Source organism: Kitasatospora sp. NPDC096204, assembly GCF_044763205.1.
Classification (GTDB): domain Bacteria; phylum Actinomycetota; class Actinomycetes; order Streptomycetales; family Streptomycetaceae; genus Kitasatospora.
This window is the reverse complement of record NZ_JBIWFT010000025.1, coordinates 87,323-105,608: the sequence shown is the minus strand read 5'-3', so window position 1 is coordinate 105,608 and position 18,286 is coordinate 87,323. Positions and strand designations below refer to the sequence as shown.

At 71.5% G+C, this 18,286-nt stretch carries 18 protein-coding genes; 9 read left to right on the top strand and 9 right to left on the bottom strand.

What is annotated here, in order from left to right; translation table 11 throughout:
* Positions 1 to 91: 91 nt before the first annotated feature.
* The 4 genes from ACIQ87_RS25665 to ACIQ87_RS25650 all read left to right on the top strand — a co-directional run bounded on the left by ACIQ87_RS25665 (position 92) and on the right by ACIQ87_RS25650 (position 1,970).
* The gene (locus ACIQ87_RS25665) at positions 92 to 433 is read left to right on the top strand and encodes an STAS domain-containing protein (protein ID WP_402410457.1); all 342 of its coding nucleotides are present in this window, start codon (positions 92 to 94) and stop codon (positions 431 to 433) included.
* On the top strand, positions 430 to 834 hold the full coding sequence (locus ACIQ87_RS25660; protein ID WP_402410455.1) for a DUF2267 domain-containing protein: 405 nt from the start codon (positions 430 to 432) through the stop codon (positions 832 to 834). The genes ACIQ87_RS25665 and ACIQ87_RS25660 overlap by 4 nt, the downstream gene beginning before the upstream one ends.
* Positions 831 to 1,292, top strand: coding sequence for a DUF2267 domain-containing protein (locus tag ACIQ87_RS25655; protein ID WP_402410453.1), 462 nt, complete (start codon positions 831 to 833; stop codon positions 1,290 to 1,292). Before ACIQ87_RS25660 ends, ACIQ87_RS25655 begins: the two co-directional genes overlap by 4 nt.
* A 324-nt stretch (positions 1,293 to 1,616) precedes the next feature.
* Positions 1,617 to 1,970, top strand: a complete 354-nt coding sequence (locus tag ACIQ87_RS25650; protein ID WP_402410451.1) for a hypothetical protein — start codon at positions 1,617 to 1,619, stop codon at positions 1,968 to 1,970.
* A 161-nt stretch (positions 1,971 to 2,131) separates the two neighbouring features.
* Here the strand turns inward: ACIQ87_RS25650 and ACIQ87_RS25645 are convergent, their stop codons facing one another.
* Both ACIQ87_RS25645 and ACIQ87_RS25640 read right to left on the bottom strand, forming a co-directional pair.
* Positions 2,132 to 4,225 carry an IPT/TIG domain-containing protein gene (locus tag ACIQ87_RS25645; RefSeq protein WP_402410449.1) on the bottom strand — a complete coding sequence of 698 codons (2,094 nt, stop codon included), beginning with the start codon at positions 4,223 to 4,225 and terminating at the stop codon, positions 2,132 to 2,134.
* Between the two features lie 648 nt (positions 4,226 to 4,873).
* Complete coding sequence (locus tag ACIQ87_RS25640) at positions 4,874 to 5,095, bottom strand: hypothetical protein (protein WP_402410447.1); 222 nt, start codon at positions 5,093 to 5,095, stop codon at positions 4,874 to 4,876.
* Between the two features lie 658 nt (positions 5,096 to 5,753).
* Here ACIQ87_RS25640 and ACIQ87_RS25635 point away from each other — a divergent pair.
* On the top strand, positions 5,754 to 6,113 hold the full coding sequence (locus ACIQ87_RS25635) for a MerR family transcriptional regulator (protein WP_402410445.1): 360 nt from the start codon (positions 5,754 to 5,756) through the stop codon (positions 6,111 to 6,113).
* A 185-nt stretch (positions 6,114 to 6,298) separates the two neighbouring features.
* Here ACIQ87_RS25635 and ACIQ87_RS25630 read toward each other — a convergent pair whose 3' ends face one another.
* Together ACIQ87_RS25630 and ACIQ87_RS25625 are read right to left on the bottom strand one after the other, a co-directional pair.
* Positions 6,299 to 6,661, bottom strand: a complete 363-nt coding sequence (locus ACIQ87_RS25630) for a hypothetical protein (protein ID WP_402410444.1) — start codon at positions 6,659 to 6,661, stop codon at positions 6,299 to 6,301.
* 382 nt (positions 6,662 to 7,043) lie between these two features.
* Positions 7,044 to 7,265, bottom strand: a complete 222-nt coding sequence (locus ACIQ87_RS25625) for a hypothetical protein (RefSeq protein ID WP_402410442.1) — start codon at positions 7,263 to 7,265, stop codon at positions 7,044 to 7,046.
* A 525-nt stretch (positions 7,266 to 7,790) separates the two neighbouring features.
* Here ACIQ87_RS25625 and ACIQ87_RS25620 point away from each other — a divergent pair.
* The 3 genes from ACIQ87_RS25620 to ACIQ87_RS25610 all read left to right on the top strand — a co-directional run bounded on the left by ACIQ87_RS25620 (position 7,791) and on the right by ACIQ87_RS25610 (position 10,462).
* Positions 7,791 to 7,994: a cold-shock protein gene (locus ACIQ87_RS25620; RefSeq protein WP_030918248.1), complete on the top strand. Its 204-nt coding sequence runs from the start codon at positions 7,791 to 7,793 to the stop codon at positions 7,992 to 7,994.
* A 371-nt stretch (positions 7,995 to 8,365) separates the two neighbouring features.
* Positions 8,366 to 9,925 carry a DEAD/DEAH box helicase gene (locus tag ACIQ87_RS25615; protein WP_402410440.1) on the top strand — a complete coding sequence of 520 codons (1,560 nt, stop codon included), beginning with the start codon at positions 8,366 to 8,368 and terminating at the stop codon, positions 9,923 to 9,925.
* Positions 9,926 to 10,081: 156 nt separating this feature from the next.
* Positions 10,082 to 10,462, top strand: coding sequence for a CBS domain-containing protein (locus ACIQ87_RS25610; protein WP_402410438.1), 381 nt, complete (start codon positions 10,082 to 10,084; stop codon positions 10,460 to 10,462).
* Between the two features lie 367 nt (positions 10,463 to 10,829).
* On the opposite strand, the gene ACIQ87_RS25605 is transcribed toward ACIQ87_RS25610, so the two are convergent.
* The 4 genes from ACIQ87_RS25605 to ACIQ87_RS25590 form a co-directional block, all read right to left on the bottom strand.
* Positions 10,830 to 11,111: a MerR family transcriptional regulator gene (locus tag ACIQ87_RS25605; protein WP_402410515.1), complete on the bottom strand. Its 282-nt coding sequence runs from the start codon at positions 11,109 to 11,111 to the stop codon at positions 10,830 to 10,832.
* Between the two features lie 1,368 nt (positions 11,112 to 12,479).
* The gene (locus ACIQ87_RS25600; RefSeq protein WP_402410436.1) at positions 12,480 to 13,679 is read right to left on the bottom strand and encodes a cytochrome P450; all 1,200 of its coding nucleotides are present in this window, start codon (positions 13,677 to 13,679) and stop codon (positions 12,480 to 12,482) included.
* A gap of 35 nt (positions 13,680 to 13,714) precedes the next feature.
* Positions 13,715 to 15,085 carry an NAD(P)/FAD-dependent oxidoreductase gene (locus ACIQ87_RS25595; protein WP_402410434.1) on the bottom strand — a complete coding sequence of 457 codons (1,371 nt, stop codon included), beginning with the start codon at positions 15,083 to 15,085 and terminating at the stop codon, positions 13,715 to 13,717.
* The gene (locus tag ACIQ87_RS25590; protein ID WP_396251442.1) at positions 15,075 to 15,284 is read right to left on the bottom strand and encodes a ferredoxin; all 210 of its coding nucleotides are present in this window, start codon (positions 15,282 to 15,284) and stop codon (positions 15,075 to 15,077) included. The genes ACIQ87_RS25595 and ACIQ87_RS25590 overlap by 11 nt, the downstream gene beginning before the upstream one ends.
* 118 nt (positions 15,285 to 15,402) lie before the next feature.
* On the opposite strand from ACIQ87_RS25590, the gene ACIQ87_RS25585 reads away from it, so the two are divergent.
* Entirely contained in the window at positions 15,403 to 15,897 is a 495-nt protein-coding gene (locus tag ACIQ87_RS25585; RefSeq protein ID WP_402410521.1) for a hypothetical protein, read from the top strand.
* A gap of 19 nt (positions 15,898 to 15,916) precedes the next feature.
* Here the strand turns inward: ACIQ87_RS25585 and ACIQ87_RS25580 are convergent, their stop codons facing one another.
* Positions 15,917 to 18,211, bottom strand: coding sequence for an MMPL family transporter (locus ACIQ87_RS25580; RefSeq protein ID WP_402410432.1), 2,295 nt, complete (start codon positions 18,209 to 18,211; stop codon positions 15,917 to 15,919).
* Positions 18,212 to 18,286: the final 75 nt, after the last annotated feature.

The following is an 18,286-nucleotide window of genomic DNA, read 5'->3' as shown; positions in this document are numbered from 1 at the left end:
CCCCTCGATCGAAAGGGGCGGCCGGAACCCCCCCCCGACCGCCGGGCTGGCCTCGCCCGGACCGGCCTACCCGCAGCGACGCGGAACCGTCATGAACGGCCAGAGCAACCAGCCCTTCATCGTGCGAGCCCACGGCGAGATCGACCTCGACGCCGCACCCTCGCTGCGCCGTGCTCTGGTTACCGCGCTCGAGTCACACCGGGAGGTGGTGCTGGATCTGTCGGAGGTGACGTTCATGGACTGCGCGGGCCTGGGCGCCCTGGTCCGGGCCCGCAACCAGGCCGACCGCAGTGGCAGGCGCCTGATCCTGCGCGGAACCAGCCGCTGCGTCGCCCGGCTGCTCGAGCTCAGTGGTCTGCACCGGCGCCTGGCCGTCGAGCCCCGACCGGGCACGGTCGCGCCGGACCTTGGAACGGAGGGAGAACCGCGGTGACTCTTCGATGGGAGGCGTTCCTGGACGAGGTCCGGGAGCGCGGTGAGTACGGCACCCCGCAGGAGGCCGAGCGGGCCGCCCGGGTCGTCCTGGCCCTGATCGGCGCCCACCTGGTCGGCGACGTGCGCGCGGAACTGGCCGCCCGCTTGCCGGAGACCATGGCCCTGATCCTGCTCAACCCCTTGCAGGCAGCCGAGCCGCTCAGCCCGGAACGGTTCGTGCGCGCGACCGCGGCCTGGATCGAGGGCGCCACCGAAGCCACGGCCGTGTGGGACATCGGCGCCGTCCTGTCCACGGTGGCCGACGCCGCCGGCGACGACCTCACCGAGCGCGTCCTGCTCCAGCTGCCGCCCGGCTACGACCTGCTGTTCGGCCGCCCGACCGCAGGCGAACGACCTTGACCACCCCCCTCGCCCTGCCGCTGCCCACCGGCGGCCAGCCCCAGGAAGGCCCCACGGTCATGACCCGCTACCGCCACCTCCTTCAGCAGGTCCGCAACCTCGGCCGATACACCACTGACGAGGAAGCCGAACGCGTCCTCGACGCTGTCCTGGCCCTCCTCGGCTCCCAACTCACCGGCGACGAACGCTGCGACCTCGCCGCAGCCCTGCCCGAACGGGCCCGCGCCGTCCTCGCCGCCCAGATCCCCCTCCCGTCGCCCGTCACCGCCCCCGCCTTCGTCGAAAGCCTCGCCCACACCCTGGGCACCAGCCTCACCGCCGCCCGCTGGGACGCCTCCTCCGTCCTGGCCGCCCTTACCACCTTCACCGACTACAACCTCACCGACCGCCTCCTCGCCCACCTACCTCGCGGCTACGCCCTGCTGTTCGGCCGCGCGGACCTGGCCGCCGTCGCCTGACGCGGCGGGTCCGACCCGCCGGCGGGAGCGCTTCCAGGCCAGGCCTTCGTTTCGGCGACCGCCATCCCTAGGCCGAGGCCACCGGCCCGGGGCAGGCTTGCGGCCGATCCCGCGCGTAGGCCCGGATCGAGTAGTCGAGCGCGTTCCACACCCGGCCCTGGTGAGCGGCGCGGACCCGGTGGGCCAGAGGACGGCGGCCGGGACGTCCTCGATCGCCGTACGCAGCAGCTCGGTCAGCTTCCGGGCCGGCGTTTCGTCGACCGGGCACCCCCGAACACCACGCAGACGGGAGCACCGAACAGCGCTCGCCTGGGTGTTGCCTCCATGATCGACGATGTGGGGTGGTCGGAAGCCGGTGACGGCCGCCGTGGTCGAACGGCTTCAGCGCCGCCATGCCGGACGCCGTGCTGCGGCGGAGGTGGACGCACTGGGTGTGGGCCTGCCCGCGTTCGTCACCTGCCACCGCTCGACGTGGGGGCCGGGAACCCGCTGGGCGCCGGGCTCATCGGCGGTGTCGGGGACGAGGCCCGCCGCGACCGCCACCAGGCCCGCTTCCTCTTCCGGGACGCCGCCTCCCGCACGGTTCACCCAGACTGGGCGGACCGCGCCGCCGAGGCCATCGGTCGGCTCTGGGGGGCGGGGGCGCCTGGCCGGACGATGCCGGGCTGGTCGCACTGATCACCGAGCTCTCCGTCGAGAGCGCGGAGCTCCGCCGGATCTGGGCCTCGGGGGAGGACACCGCCGCGGCCGCCGCCTTCACCCGCTTTGCCGGGGCCTGACAGCCGACGGGGTGGCGGTGGCTGGATGCCACGGCCACCCCGTCGGTCGGGTCGGTCCGGTCAGCCGAGGCGGCGCCGACGGCGGCCGATGGCAAGGGCGAGGCCGCCGAGGATCAGCAGGGTGGCGCTGACCGTCGCCGTGGTGAGCACGGTGGTGCCGGTGCTGGCGAGGGCTCCCGACGCCTGCGTGGCCGACGAGCCCTCCGGGGCCGCCGGAGCCGTGGTCGACGCGCTGGTGCCGGGCGTCTGGCCGGCATCGGTCGGCGTGGACGTCGGCGTCGGGGTGGCGGTGAGCGTGGCGGTGTGGTCGGTCGTGCAGGTCTTGGTGGTGTCGCAGGTGCCGCGCTTGTCGTCGGTGGTGGTGACGGTGTTGTGGAGCTGCTTGTCGCCGTTGGCGGTGACGGTGACGGTGACGGAGTAGGTGATGGTCGCGGTGGCGTCCTGGGGCAGGTCGCCGGTCCAGGTGAGCTTGCCGTCCTTGACCTCGGCGGTGCCGGTGGTGGCCTTGACGTCACCGTTGTAGACGGCGTCGTCCAGGATCTTCGACAGGTCGTCGGTCAGGGTCGCGCCCTTGACCTCGCCCGTGCCCTTCTGGGCGACGGTGACGGTGTAGGTGACCTTGTCGCCCGTCTTGACCGTCGAACCCGGGGCGGGGTCGGCGGTCTTGGAGAAGACGTAGGAGCCTTCCTCGTAGGTGTACTTCCCGGCCGCGCCGGTGCCGGCGGGGGTGGTCACGGTGACGTCGACCTTCCCGGGGACGGCGCCGGCGGGGACGGTGGCGGTGATCCGGGTGTCGCTGTCGACGGTGAACGCGGTGGCTGTCTTGGAGCCGAAGGTCACCGCGGTGGCGCCGGTCAGGTTGGTGCCGGTGAGGGTGACGGTGGTGCCGCCCGCCAGCGGGCCGTGGTCCGGCGCGATGCCGCTCACGACGGGCGCCGGTGCGTCGTAGGTGTACTTCCCTGCGGCGAGGTCGCGGCCCGCGACGGTCGCGGTGACGTCGACGGCGCCGGCGGCGTGCGCGGGGACGGTCGCGGTGACGGTGCTGCGGTTGACCACGGTCATGTCGGTCGCCGGGACGCCGCCGATGGTGACCGCGGTGGTGCCGGCCAGGTACTTGCCGGTGAGGGTGACGGTGGTGCCGCCGGCGACCGGTCCGTGGGCGGGGCTGACGCCGGTGACCGTCGGCTGGGCGATCTTGCCGACCGCCACGCCGTACGGGCCGCGGTCGGCGGGGATGGTCTCGGTGACCGTGTTGGTCGCGGTGTCGATCACCGACACGGCGTTCGAGTCGAAGTCGGCGGTGTAGACCCGGGAACCGTCCGCGTCGGCCGTGACCGCGATCGGCCGGGACCCGACAGGCACGGTGGCGACGACGGCGAGGGTCGCGATGTCCAGGATCGACACCGAGCCGGCCGCGCCGTTGACGACGTACCCGTACTTGCCGTCCGGTGAGACGGCCACGTCCAGTGGCATGACGCCGACCGCGACGGTCGCCACGGCCGTGTTGCTGGCGGTGTCGATGACCGTGACGTTGCCGGTGTTTCCGTTGGGGACGAGCACGCGCTTGCCGTCGGGGGTGATCGCCAGTCCGGTCGGCTTGCTCGCGCCACTGGGCTGGGCGATGGTGGCGAGGAGCGTGTTACTGGCCGTGTCGATCACCGACACCGTGTCCGCCCCGAAGTGCGCGACGTAGACCCGACCGCCGTCCGGGGTCACCGCGAGCGCGGACGACTGGCGGCCGACCGGGATCTGGGCGACAACCGCCCGGGTTTCGGTGTCGATCACATCCACCCTGGGAAGGGTTCCGTAGTTGGCCACGTAGGCGTGCCCGCCGTCCGGCGCGAAGGCCACCGCGAAGGGGGTCACGTCGACCTGGATCGTGGCGGCGACGGTGTTGGTCGTGGTGTCGATCATCGAGACGGTATTGCTACCGGCGTTGGGGACGTACACCTCCGAGCCGTCCGGCGACATGGCGATGTTCTGCGGGCGGCTGCCGACCGGGACGGTGGCGACCGCCGACTTGGCCACCGGATCGTAGACGGTGACCGAGGTGGCGCCGGCGTTGGCGATGTAGAGCAACTTCGCCGGGGGTGCCGCGTGCCCGGTCGTGGCCGGGACGACCGCGCCCAGGGTGCCCAGCACCGTGGCTGTCACGGCCGCCGCCGTTCCGCGCCGCAGCCTTCGCCAGCGGCCCGAACGAGTCGCCCCTCTGTCGGGGACCAGTGCCATGTGCTCCGCCTATCCGCGGGTCAGGACCGCCCGGCCCCCCGGCCAGGCGGTGTCAAATTGCGGCATGCTCACGGAATTTGACGGTTCATAGAATGGCGGATCATGACCGTTTCCGTCTATTCACAAGCGGAACAGTGCATTCCGTGATAGTTGCGCCGACCCTCTCCCAAGGCGTGCCGACGGGGGAGCGCCGAGCCCCGGGTCGATGTGTGCACACGGGAGGCGGCGGCGCCCGCCGGGGCCACGGGTGGGTTCCGTGATCCCGGCGGGCGCGCTGGTTGGGGAGATGGGTTGGCCGGGTCCGCCAGTGGTTGCGGCGGGGAGTGGGGCGGTGCCGGATCGTCCGTAACCCTCGTCTGACCGTCCGTACCAGGTGGTCGGGGTCGGCGAATGGGACGTCGGTCAGGGCTGCTTCGCTGCGGCGAACTCGGCATTGCCGAGCAGGCCCTGGGTCTTGAGGGCCGCGAGGCGTTCGAGCTGGTCCATGAGCTCAGCTGTCAATCCCGGGTCGGCTGCGGGTGCGGCGGGGCCGACTGCTCGGCGGCCGGGGCGTGCGCTGTGGCGCAGTGCCGCCTACCGGGGGCCTGGCCGTCGGCCGCGGTGCCGCCCGGGGGTGAGCGCGTCGCGCAGGGCGTGCAGGTCGGCGAAGGTGACCTGTTCGGCGAAACGGGCCAGCAGACGGCGCAGGCCCCGCTCGTCCCGGTCGCGGACCGCCTCGGCAAGGGCGGCCACCAGTGACGTGCGCCCGTGCGGGTCGGGTGCGGGCCCCCGACCCGCGGTCTGTGGCTCTTCCACCGGTCACCCTCTCGTCCGTGCTGCCGCTCGTGGTCCCGACCAGGCTGCTGCGGGCCTCACCTCACGTCCTGCCGGGCGCAGACTACCTCCCTCTCGGACACCGAAAAATCTGTGCTGACTGGAGTAGACATTGCCCCGCCGTGTGGTTAGTGTTTCTCTCGTAGGCGCAGTGAAGAGGTGACCGCCAGACATGCGAACTGGCGGGTAGAGTTGAAGAAGTCTGCAGGTCGGCACGGCTGTGGGGTCCTGAAGCCAGGGTTGGTGCAGTAGGCGACAGGACTGGCGGCCGGGCCACGTGGCCCGTCAGGGCCGTGGCAGTACAGGCAAGTGGCAGTTCAGCGGTACCGAGAAGATTCGTAGTACCCGCAGTTGGCAGTAACCAGTCCATGAAGAGGATGAACGGAGGGACAGAGCGCCATCAGGATCGCCCGGCCCGTGAGGTCTTCACCCGGGCGGACACCGCAGACCCCCTTTTGAGTACGAGGACGGTGGTTTCCGGTCACGCATACGCGATCCCTGCATCGCCCCAGTCCTGGGGAGTTGCGGAACAAGGAACCCGGCCCTGGCCGGTAGATGGTGTTGTTTCCCCTTCGGGGCCCCGGAGCCGCTATGGCGCCGGGGCCCCTCGACGCGTTCCCCAGGAACCAAGAGAGGTGCAGTGACTACGACGACCGACAGGCCCCACACCCCCGACACCGTCAGCTCCTTCGACGACGACGACTACCCCGCCTACACCATGGGCCGCGCCGCCGAGATGACCGGCACCACCCCCGGCTTCCTGCGCTCCCTCGGCGAGCAGGGCCTCATCACACCATTGCGCTCGGCGGGCGGACACCGCCGCTACTCCCGCTACCAGCTACGGATCGCCATGCGCGCCCGCGACCTCGTCGACCAGGGCACCGCCATCGACGCCGCCTGCCGCATCATCATCCTCGAAGACCAACTCGAAGAAGCCCTGCGCATCAACGAACAACTGCGCCACTCCCAGGCCGGCCAGAAACCCCCCGCCGACACCTGACCCCACGACCCTCCCGCCTCATGAGACAGGCCTGCGGTGAGCGCCAGACGCTCACCGCACGCGGCCTGCCGAGCGCAGGAGAGCAGGGACCGTGAGGAGTCCCGAGTGGCCGTCCGGGCCGAGTTCGACCCGCCCGTCCTGCTCTCACCGGCCGGGGTCAGGCGACAGCGTGCCGGACGCGGTGGTCAGGAGTCGGAGTAGCTGAGGTCTCCGACCGTCCAACTGCTGACGTCATCAATGGCGATGCGGTACATGCCGCCGGTGTGAGGCAATCCGAAGTCTCCCTGCAGGATCTTCGCCCGGTGGAAATGCAGGTGAGTGGGCGGCGTTGTCGGGCCTTCGGGGGGCGACGCGAAGAGAGCGGCGAACGGCTTCAGGTGCTCCGAAGCCTGGAGTACCTCCGCCACCCGTTCCCACCACAGCGTCACCGGCGCAAGCCTGCCGGTGATCACCGCCCCGGGGACTACCACGGTCAGGGACATCTGATTGCTGTTCTCGGACTCGACCATCGCGGCGATGTCGACGAGCAGCCCGTCAGGGTTCGACATGGACCCAAGAATATGACACGGCCACCGGGCCCCTCGCGGCGGAGCAAACCGAGGGCAGGCCGGCAGGCCGGATTGCACCAGTCGCCGTGGCCCCTGCGGTCCGCGACTCTCCTACTGGGACTCGCCGCCTTCACCCCCGTCACACCGGCGGCGGCCGGCAGGTGCATCCGCTGACCGGAGGGCGCCCGCTACCCGGGGCGTCCTGCCGGGCCGGTGCAGGGCTGTGACCACCCCGCACCGGCCCTCAGTCAGCCGGTGATGTCGCCACGCACCGCGCCACCGGGCGGTGTGCGGAGTCCGGCTGCCGTGGTTCACGGCAGCCGTGGGTCCACCTGCGAATGGTGCGGTGCCGGGGGCAGAGTGGCCCTGGCGCTGTGCGGGGTCAGAGTTTGAACATCTCGGCGTACGGCTGGGTGAGGCGTTCCTGCCGTGATCCGAAGTCGACGAGTACGGCGATGTCGCCTTCGACGCCGATGACCCGGCCGAGGCCGTAGCGGTCGTGGGTGACTCGGTCGCCCACGGCGAACCGCTTGAGCGGTGCCTGGACCCGGGCTTTGAAGGGGCTGGTGGGCAGGTGCCGGCGGACTGCTGCTGATTTCGTCATTCCTTGCAGTATGCGCCGAAAACCGTTGGAGCGCGCCCGACCGGCGGACTCAAATTCGGGCGGGTAGGAATTCGAAGGGTGTCGTTCGCCGTCCGCGCCGGTGCCGGATGCGGTTGACACGTGGGCTGGCCGGCGGCCGGGGCCGCCGTGGGGGAGCCCGTTCGACAGCTACTCCGGTCCCGTTCTCGCCGTGTCTGCCATCGGAGCTGCCGAGCGGGCATGGCCTACGGCTGCGCCTTCAACGTGCCTGACAGTGCGGCGCGTTGACGCCATCAGTGGCTCCGAAGGCGGTGGATCCGAGGGGAGGCGCCCGCGAAGTCGGGGGGAAATGATCCACCGCGGAAGGCCGCGGCCTGCTAGAGTCGCTCTTAGTTGCAGTAGTGGTTCCCATGAACTTTGTGTGCGCCTGCTGGTGTTTCGCAGGCGTGTTTTTGTTTCCCGGCTCTTCCCCGGGTGGGTCATCATCGCGGCACTCGAAGCCCGCACAGTGCGGGCTTTGGACAGCCCCTTGAAGGAGATTTCTTTATGGCTAATGGCACTGTGAAGTGGTTCAACGCGGAAAAGGGCTTCGGCTTCATCGAGCAGGAGGGTGGCGGCCCCGACGTCTTCGCCCACTACTCGAACATCAACGCCAACGGCTTCCGTGAGCTGCTCGAGGGCCAGAAGGTCGAGTTCGACGTCACGCAGGGCCAGAAGGGCCCGCAGGCCGAGAACATTCGCCCGCTGTAGTTTTTCTGCCACGGCACCCCGCCTGGCAGCGAGGGGCCCGCACCGCGTACACGCTCGGTGCGGGCCCCTCGGCCTTGCGTCACGACGCATATCTCCGGCCGTTCAGGCCCCTGGCTCCGCCACCGGCGGCCATCCCCACGCGAGACGCCCAGCGCCGCGTCCGGATCGGCGCCCTGCCGTGAGACTTCACGGTTCGAGGTTCGTGCTCCCGCCCCTTCGCGGTGAGCGCCGACCGCAGGTGACGTGCCGCACGGTTCTACCGTCCACGCCCCGCCCGTCACACTTCTGGCCCGTTCCTTGCGAGCTCCGCCCGGCGCCCCCGCGCTGCGGAGCCTTCCTCGTGACGTGCCGCCCCGAGGAAGGTTTCCCGCATGAACCGCTCCAGTCGCTCCTCCTACCAGAGCTCCAGCTCCCGTTCCGCCGCAGGCTCCCGCTCCGGCGCCTACGGGTCCCGCTCCGGCGGCAGCTCCTTCTACGGCGACCGGCCTGCCGGTGGCCGGAGCTCCGCCGGTCGCAGTGCCCGGCAGGGCTCCTCCGCACAGGGCGAGTTCGCGATGCCGGTGAGCACCACCCCGGCGCTGCCGGCCGTCGAGTCCTTCGACGCGCTGGACATGCCGAAGGCGCTGCTCGCCACCCTGACCCGCCAGGGCGTCACCTCTCCGTTCCCGATCCAGGCCGCCACCTTGCCGAACTCGCTGGCCGGCCGTGACGTGCTGGGCCGCGGGCGCACGGGCTCCGGCAAGACCATCGCGTTCGGCCTCGCCGTGCTGGCCCGCACCGCCGGACAGAAGGCCGAGCCGCGCCGTCCGCTGGCGCTGGTGCTGGTTCCCACCCGCGAGCTCGCGCAGCAGGTAACCGAGGCCCTCACCCCCTACGCCCGCGCCGTACAGCTGCGGATGGCGACCGTGGTCGGCGGGACGTCGATGAGCCGCCAGGCATGGCTGCTGAACCGCGGGGCGGAGGTCGTGGTGGCCACCCCCGGCCGGCTGAAAGACCTGATCCAGCGCGGTGACTGCCAGCTGGACCGGGTCGGCATCACGGTCCTCGACGAGGCCGACCAGATGGCCGACATGGGCTTCCTGCCGCAGGTCACCGAGCTGCTCGAGCAGGTCGCCGAAGGCGGCCAGACCATGCTGTTCTCCGCCACCCTGGACCGCAACGTCGACCGCCTGGTGCGGCGGTTCCTCAAGGACCCGGTCACCCACTCGGTGGACCCGTCCGCCGGGGCGGTCAGCACCATGGAACACCACGTGCTGCACGTGCAGAACTACGACAAGGCCGCCACGATCGCGCACATCGCTTCCCGCGACGGCAGGGTGATCATGTTCATCGACACCAAGCACGGCGCGGACCGCTTGGTGGAGGAGCTGCTGGCGAACGGGGTGAAGGCCGCGGCCCTGCACGGCGGCAAGTCCCAGCCGCAGCGCACCCGCACCCTGGAGCAGTTCCGCACCGGCCAGGTGACCGCGTTGATCGCGACCAACGTCGCCGCCCGGGGCATCCACGTCGACGGCCTCGACCTGGTCGTCAACCTCGACCCGCCGGGCGACCACAAGGACTACCTCCACCGGGGCGGCCGCACCGCCCGGGCCGGCGAGTCCGGAACCGTCGTCACCCTGGTGCTGCCCAACCAGCGCCGCGCGATGACCCGCATGATGACAACGGCCGCCATCACCCCCGTCACCACCCGCGTCAGCGCCGGCGACGACGACCTGGCCCGTATCACCGGCGCCCGCGTGCCCACCGGCATCCCCACCGTGGTACCCGACCCCGTCATCGAACGCCCCCGCCGCAGCGCGTCCACGAGCCGCGGCCGCCGCGGCCGCCCCGCCCACGCGGGAGTCGACACCCGCGCAACCGCCACGAGCCGGGACGACAAGGGCTCCTCCGGCCGCCGCCGGGCACCGCGGCGCGTCGCCCTCGCCGCTTAGCACGTATGTGGGGCCGGGACTGATCCGCAGTCCCGGCCCCACCACTCACCAAGCGGCAAGCGGCCTCGGCCCGCTCCGGCGCACTCGCCGGCCGTCCCACCATCAGCGTTCTGCCTACCGCCGGTCCCGGCGGTGGATACGCGAAGGAGTCTGCCCATGACCATCATCCTCGAACGTACCGAGACCGCCGCCACGGTCGGCGACCTCATGAAATGCCCTGAGCTGCAGGTCAGCGACGACGTCATGGTCGACATGGCGATGGACATCCTGCAGAGTTCCGGCGCCGACCACCTCCTGGTCCGCGACGACGACGGCCGCTGTGCGGGGCTGCTGACACGCCTGCACCTCGCGCCGTTCCAGGCCCGCTCCTGGTACACCGAGCGGACCCCGGTGCGCGACATCGTCCTCGACCGCGCCCCGTATGCCACCGCTGACATGCCCGCAGACGCGGCGGCCGCCGCCATGCGCGCCCGGCACCTGGACGCGTGGCCGGTGGTGGACCATGACGGCCACGCCATCGGCCTGCTCAGCTTCTAGGACCGTCCCGTCGGTGCCGACGCGGACCATCGCCCGCTCCGCTCGCAGCACCCCTCACAGGTGCTTTCGGCTCCATGTCCCGCCGGGGAGGCCCTCCGGGCGGTGGATGCGCAGGTTGGTGCGGCCTTACACGACCCTGGAATCCCGCTGCCCGGAACCGGCTTCCGCAAGGGTGGAACTCACACGCAGCACCCGGTCGACGCCGAGCGGTGCAGCGGGGCCCTGACCGGTGGGGCGGGTACCGGGCGGCCGGGGCGGTGGAGAACGGTCGGCCGGTGCACCGGAGCGGGGGATTCGTCTCGGGGGCGGTCGGCGGTGCGCGGCTGTCGCCCGCCGCGGGGCCGGTCTCGTTGCCCTGGTGGGCGGGTCAGGTGTCGGCGGGGGGTTCCTGGCCGGCCTGGGAGTGGCGCAGTTGTTCGTTGATGCGCAGGGCTTCTTCGAGTTGGTCTTCGAGGATGATGATGCGGCAGGCGGCGTCGATGGCGGTGCCCTGGTCGACGAGGTCGCGGGCGCGCATGGCGATCCGTAGCTGGTAGCGGGAGTAGCGGCGGTGTCCGCCCGCCGAGCGCAATGGTGTGATGAGGCCCTGATCGCCGAGGGAGCGCAGGAAGCCGGGGGTGGTGCCGGTCATCTCGGCGGCGCGGCCCATGGTGTAGGCGGGGTAGTCGTCGTCGTCGAGGGAGTCGGGGGTGTGCGGTCGGATGGTTGCCGTGGTCACTGCACCTCTTCTTGATTGTGTCGGTTTGATTGCGTCGGTGGACGCGCTGAGGGGCCCCGGGGCCGTTGCGGCTCCCGGGGCCCCGAAGGGTTTTACACCATCTGCCGGCTCTGTGGCCGGCTTCCTTGTGTCCGCCTCGCCCCGGGGGAGGGGGCGTGCGGGGATCGCGTATGCGTGACCGGAAACCACCGTCCTTGCCTTGGGGTCTGCGGAATCCGCCCGGGTGATGCTTCACGGGCCGGGCGATCCTGATGGCGCTCTGTCCCCTCCGTCCATCCTCTGTACTGACCGATTACTGCGAACTGCGTGGTAGCAACGACTACCCGGTACTGCTGTGGCGGTCCTTGAGGTCCGCCGGTTCCGGCAGCCAGCCCCGTTGCCCGTCCTGCTCAACCGCTCGGCCTGGAACCCCACTGCCGGACTCCCAGCACGCGCGCCGGCAGCCTGGCGCCTTCACTGGGATACCGCGTACTGCGACTGCCGGTACCACTCGGTGGCGGCCCCTGATGCCTGCGGGCCACCTGGCCCGGCCACCGGCCCTGTCGCCTACTGCACCATCCCTGGCTTCAGGACCCTGCAACCGTGCCGACCTGCGAACTTCTGTCCTGCTGCCCGCCAGTTCGTGTCTGGCGGGTATCGCTTGACCTTGTCTACGAGAGAAACACTAACCACGGTGCGCGGCAATGTCTACTCCAGCGAGCACAGATTTTTCTGTGTCGGTCGGGGAGGTATTCTGCGCCCCGCACGGGGCCTGGCTGGAGCTCTCCGTGGCCCCTGACGGCGCCGGCGAAACGCTCTGCCGCCGGCGCGCCGTGGCTCCGTTCCACGCGATCGTCTTCGGCGCGATGGCCCGCAACATCACCCGACGGGCGGTCGCGGCCGGTTGGGGCGGCCTGCTCGCCGGGCACCGGATGTGGTCGGCGTTGAAGCTGCCGGGTTGCTGCCGACGCTCGATCTCCTCCGGCCACGACGCCGACGCAGCCGCCTCGCGGTCAGCCATGAGGCCGTGGCCGTGGCTGTGGTCGTGGTCGCGCCGGCGTAGGCCAGGTGGAAGCTGTGGGCATGGTTCAACGGCTACGACCCGGTGGGACTCCCGGTTCGAACAGCGGCCGTGCGGCACCGTGCCCACGACACGCTTGGGTCTGAGGTCCTCGGCCGCCGCCCTGGGTGAGACGCCTCCTGCTTGGCGTGTTCGCGTCCAAAAGGTGGCAGGTCAAATATTCTGCCCGAATTTCTCCGGCGCCCGCAGTGTTGGGGAGACTTTGCGCGGGCCGGAGCAGGTCGCAGGCAACGTCACGGTCAGAGTCGGATGGGGAGGTGGCGGGGGCCGCGGAGCATGGCGGCGTGCCGGTAGGGGGGCGGGTCCTGGAGCAGGGTTGCGCTGGTGAGGCGGGGGATCAGTGCGCCGAGCGCGGCCTGGGCTTCGATACGGGCGAGTGGTGCGCCGTAGCACAGGTGGACGCCGCCGCCGAAGCCGAGGTGCTGGTTGTCCGGGCGGGTGGGGTCGAACCGGTCGGGATCGTGGAACTGCTGGGGGTCGCGGTTGCCGGAGGCCAGCGCGAGCACGACGGAGGTGCCCTTGGGGAGGGTGGTGCCGGCGATGTCCACGTCGGCGAGGGGGATGCGTTGCCGCATGTGCACCGGGGGCTCGTAGCGCAGCAGCTCCTCCACCGCGGCCGGTAGCAGTTCGGGTTCGCGGCGCAGCCGGTCCAGTTGGTCGGGGTGGCGCAGCAGGGTGAGGACTCCGTTGGTGATGAGGTTGACGGTGGTTTCGTGTCCGGCGATGAGGAGCAGGACGGCGGTTTGCGCGAGTTCCTCGCGGGTGAGCCGCATGGCCGGGTCGGGTTCGTTGATGTAGGTGGAGAGCATGTCGCCGGTGGGATCGTTGCGGCGTTGTTCGGCGAGGTTCACCAGGTACTGGCCCAGCTCGATCAGCGCCTGCTCACCGGCCCGGTCCCGCTCGGCGGAGGACTCCTCGTCGGGTCTGAGGTCGGCGGAGGCGACGATCGCGTCGGACCATTGCCGGAACTGTGGTTCGTCTTCCTGGGGGACGCCGAGCAGTCGGCAGATGACGGTGACGGGCAGCGGGTAGGCGAAGTCGTCGACGATGTCGATCGCGGTGTGGTCCTGGAGGTTCCGGAGCAGCTCTTCGGTGATTTCGGTGATCTGGCCGCGCATGGCGTCGATGCGGCCGGCGCTGTGCGGCGGGCCGAACGGCCGCATGGCCAGGCTGCGCAGTCTGTGGTGCTCGGGGTCGTCGAGTCGTAGGAACGGGGGCTTCGGCGCCCCCTCGGGCGGGGTGGCGAGGCTGCGGGGATCGGCGCTGATGCGTGGGTCGTGGAGGAGCGCGGTGATCTCGTGGTAGGTGCCGACCAGGTAGCTGCCGTCCGCCTGCCGCACGACGGGACCGGCTTCGCGCAGTTCCGTGTAGAGCGGGTAGGGGTCGGGGCGGTTGGCGTAGTCGGTGATCCGTTCCAGGAGGGTGTCGGCGGCGGCCATGGGGTGGGGCTCCTCGTGCTTGGGCGGGGTGTGGGTCAGCTGGGCTGGACCACGGTCAGTCGGCGGGCGGGCAGGTGGCCGGTGAGCGCGACGGTTGGGCCGTGGGAGAGCCCCTTCGGATCCGGCACGTCGGAGGGGAGCGGGATCTCGGCCGCGAGCGGGCGGTCGGACGCGCCGGGCGCGGGTGGGAAGGGGGCGGCGGTCTCGATCAGGTGCGTGTAGTAGTCGAGTGACTTGGCCATGTCGACGGTGACCGCGGCGGTGACCCGGCCCTGGTAGCCGTAGACCATCGCCAGGCGACGCTCCTCCAGCGTGCCCTGGGCGATGACCACGTGGTCGGAGAAGGTGGGCACGCCCACGGACTTGATGTTGAGCCCGAACTGGCTCGACCAGAACGTAGGGAGGGCAAGGTGCGGGCGGCGCAGAGGGCCGGGATTGACCATGTTGTGGGCGGCGACTTCGGCCTGCGCGACCGCGTTGCCCCAGTGTTCCAGGGAGAGCATCTGGTAGCCGAACAGTGGGTGGGGGAAGCGGGAGACGTCACCGGCCACGAAGACGTCGTCGGTGACGATGCCGTACATGTCGAAGGCCCGGCACCCGGCGTCGCAGGCGATCCCGCGCGGGCCCGCCGCCAGTCCGGAGTCCGCCAGCCATTCGACGTTGCGGACCGCCCCCAGGGCCGCCACGCACACGTCCGCCTCCACGCGGCTGCCGTCGGACAGGTCCGCACCGGTGAACCGGCCGTTCCCGTCGCCCCGCAGGGCGGTGACGGTCACCCCGCAGCGCAGGTCCACCCCGTGGTTGCGCTGCATGGCGGCCGCGAGCTTGGACAAGGTGCCGCCGAGCGCGCCCACCAGGGGGGCGGGGCCACGTTCGGTGACCGTGACGTCGAGACCACGTTCCCGGCAGGCCGAGGCGATCTCCGAACCGGTGAAGCCCCCGCCGATCACCAGCACCCGCCGCGGGCCCGCGGCCAGCCGCTCGGCCAGCCCGGCGGCGTCCTCGCGGGTACGCAGCGTGAACACTCCGTCCAGGGCGGCCTCCGCCGCGTTGGGCCAGGGCCTGGCCCGGGTGCCGGTGGCGATCAGCAGCCGGTCGAACGGCAGCGAATCGCCGTCGGCCAGCACCACCCGCTTCCCGAGAGGGTCCAGGCCGGTGGCACGGACCCCGAGCCGCCAGTCGGCGTCCGGGTCCCGGCGCATCGGCAGAGCGGTGGAGTCCGCCGCGACCTTGCCGAGCAGGACCTGCTTGGACAGCGGCGGCCGGTCGTAGGGCGGATGGGGCTCGTCCCCGACCACGGTCAGCGAGCCGGTGAAGCCCTCCTCGCGCAGCGCCTCGGCGGCCCGCAACCCGGCCAGCGACGCGCCGACGATGACGATCCGGCCTTTTCGAAGGTCAGCGGCCATCGGGGCTCACCTCCTTGCCGAGGACGATGGCCTGGACCGGGCACGCCGCCGCGGCCTGGCGCACGCGCTCCAGCTGGTCGTCGGGAACGGCCGGGGCGTACAGCAGACCCTCCTCCCCGTGCAGCTGGAACACCTCCGGCGCGAGGAACACGCACTGCGCATAGCCCTGGCAGCGTGTGAGGTCCACAACGATCTGCATCCCATGACTCCCTCCGTCACCCCCTCCGTTCCAGAGTGGGGGATGGACCGGACCTCCGCATGGCTACGAGTCATCCCCGGCGAAGGGCCGGGGAGCGGAGAGCCGTCGACCCGAGTTCGTGAAGCTGTTCCTGGCCGCCCGCAACGCCCGCAACGCCCGTGACCGCACCGGCCGACGCCGCCGGCGCGTTCTGGCCGCCCTCGCCGACGCCGCGAAGAACGGCACCGAGATCGGCGTCCCCGCCATCGCCCGCCGCGCGGGCGGCGACCCGCGCCTTCCTCTGCCGCTACCGCGACCTCCTCGCCCAGATCCACAAGGCGCTGAGCCGGCCACCACCCCCGGCGGCCACGGTCCGGCCGTCAGCCGCGCCTTCCTCAAGGCCGACCTCGCGACCGGCGACGCCCGCGCGGCGTGCCCCGCCGCCCAGGTCCGTCGCTTCGAGCAGCGGCTCAGCGAAGCGCTTGGCGAGACCGTCGGACGCCTGATCGACAAGCTGAAGGCATGGAGAGGCATCGCCACCCGCTGCGACAAGACACCTGACAGCTACCTCGCCGGCCTCCACCTCCGTGCCGCGATGATCTGGATCGACGACCTCCTACGGATGACCGACTGATCACAACATCACACAGTCCCTAGGAGTGATGGCTCCGTCGGGCCCAGGAGGAGTCTGTGTCCTGTTCCTCCTGTGGCGGGTACGGGTACGGGTGGGTGTCCTGGTACGGCGGCGTGGGCCAGTGGGACGAGTGCGGTGTGTGCGTGCGGTGCTGGGGGGTGGGTCGGGTGGTCGTGCGTCCGGGGCGCAGGGGCCACCACAGGCCGCGGCCGAGGAGCGCGGCCAGGGCGGGCACCAGCACGATGGACAGCAGGAACGCGGAGAGCAGGATGCCGAGCCCGGTGGCGAAGCCGATCTGCTGGGTGGAGGGTTGCGGGCTCACCGCGAGGGAGGCGAAGGAGCCGGCCAGGACGACGCCCGCCGTCGCGATGGCCGGGGCGGTGTGCCGGAGGGCGCGGGCGACTGCGGCCCGGGGCGGCCCGGGGCGTTCCATCTCCTCCCGGATCCGGTCGCTGATCAGGATGTTGTAGTCGGTGCCGAGCGCGACCACGAACAGGAACAGGACCAGGGGCAGCGTGAAGTTGACGCCCGGCTTGTCCATCGCGTGCTGGAACAGCAGGGCGGCCGCGCCGAGGGTGGCCGCAAAGCCGAGGCCGACGGAGAGCATCAGGACCACCGGCGCGAGCAGGCTGCGCAGCAGCAGGAGGAGGATCACCCCGATCAGTGCCGCCGCGACCGGGAAGACCAGTCGAAGGTCGCGGTCGACGGCGGTGGAGACGTCGGCGAAGACGGCCGGGGTGCCGCCGACGTGCGCGGTCAGGTCGGCGGGTGTGCTCCGGGCGACGGCTGCGCGGATCGGGCCGGAGACGAGGTCGCGGGCCTGCCGGGACTGCGGGTCCTCGGTGAGGAACAGGTCGATCCGCGCGGCCTGCCGGCTCTCGTTCAGGACCGGCTTGGCCACCTGGCCGACGCCGGCGACCCCGGTGAGCTGCTGGGCCAGGCCGTCGAGTGCGCCGGGGGAGAGCGGGCCGGCGTTCTTGGTCTCGACGTAGACGCTGGTCGGGTCCGCCACGCCGGCGGGCAGGGCGCGGGAGATTTCGAGGGCGGTGCTCTGGGACGCGGTGCGCGGGCCGCCGCCCAGGCCGTAGTCCATCCTGATCCCGGCCAGCCCGCCGCCCAGGGCGCCCAGGAGGGCGATCGAGGCGATGACCATGGCCAGCGGCCGGCGGGCCACCAGGTCGGCGAACCGGCCTGCGGTGCCGTCGCGGGGTTCGGCGTCGAGGGCGCGTGAGGGCCAGAAGAGCTTGCGTCCGCAGGCCGCGAGCACGGCCGGCATCAGGGTGAGGCTGGCCAGCAGCATGACCAGGACCGAGACCGCGACGGCCGGGCCGAGCACCCGGAACTGGCCGAAGCCGGCGACCCCGAGGGTGGCGAAGGCGGCGACGATGGTCAGCGCGGCCGAGGTGACCGCGGTGCCGACCTTCTGACCGACCTCGGCGGCGGTGGAGCGGTGGTGACGATCGGGTCGGGCCCGCAGCTGCTCGCGGAAGCGGAACATCAGGAACAGGAAGTAGTCGATGCCGATGCCCAGGAGCACCACGCCGATGAGGCTCGGTACGGAGGGGTCGAGCTTGATGCCGGTGAGCAGCGCGGTGCCCACGACCGCGCCGCCGGCCACGCCGCTGACGAGGGCCACCGCGACCAGCGGCAGCAGGGCGGCCAGGACGCTGCGGAACACGAGGACGTGGAGCAGCACGATCAGGGCGACGGCGCAGGCGGAGGCGATGGTCGCGAGGGTCTTACCGTCGTCGGCGGAGTCGACCTGCTCGGCGAGTGCGCCGGTGAAGCCGGTTCGCAGGCCCTGGGCGGCGAACTCCGCCCGGGCGTTGTCCCGGAACGCCCGGAAGGTGTTCTCCAGGCCCGGGTCGGCGGGGTTGCCGGTGAGGTTGGCGGAGAGCAGCCGGAAGGTTCCGTCGGGTGCCGTCATGGCCGGACCGACCTCGGGGACCTGCGAGTAGTCCCGCTGGAGGGGCGCCGCGTCCTTGGGCTTGGGCATGGTGACCTTCAAGCGGCCCAGCCGCTTCGCCCCGGCGTCGATCTGCTCGTGGTCCGCGGGGGTCAGCGCCCGGCCGTCGGTCCGCGCGACCAGGACGGTCACCGGGTTGGCGTCGGGCTTCGTCCCGAAGCGGTCGTGGGCGATCTGCATGGCGGCGGCCGAGTCGTAGCTCTTCGGCAGGAAGTCGGCCGTCTGCGTCTGGGTCACCCGGTAGATCAAGGTCTGGCTCAGGATGGTCAGGAGTATTCCCAGGACCGCCCATACGGCGATCACCTTCCACGGATTCCTGGTGGAGAATCCGGTCAGGGCGCGGATCACGTTTTCCTCCGGCTGCGGTGCTGTCGCCGGGGGGTTCCGGCACGTCTCCAGACCATCACGGCGTACCGGGCGTTC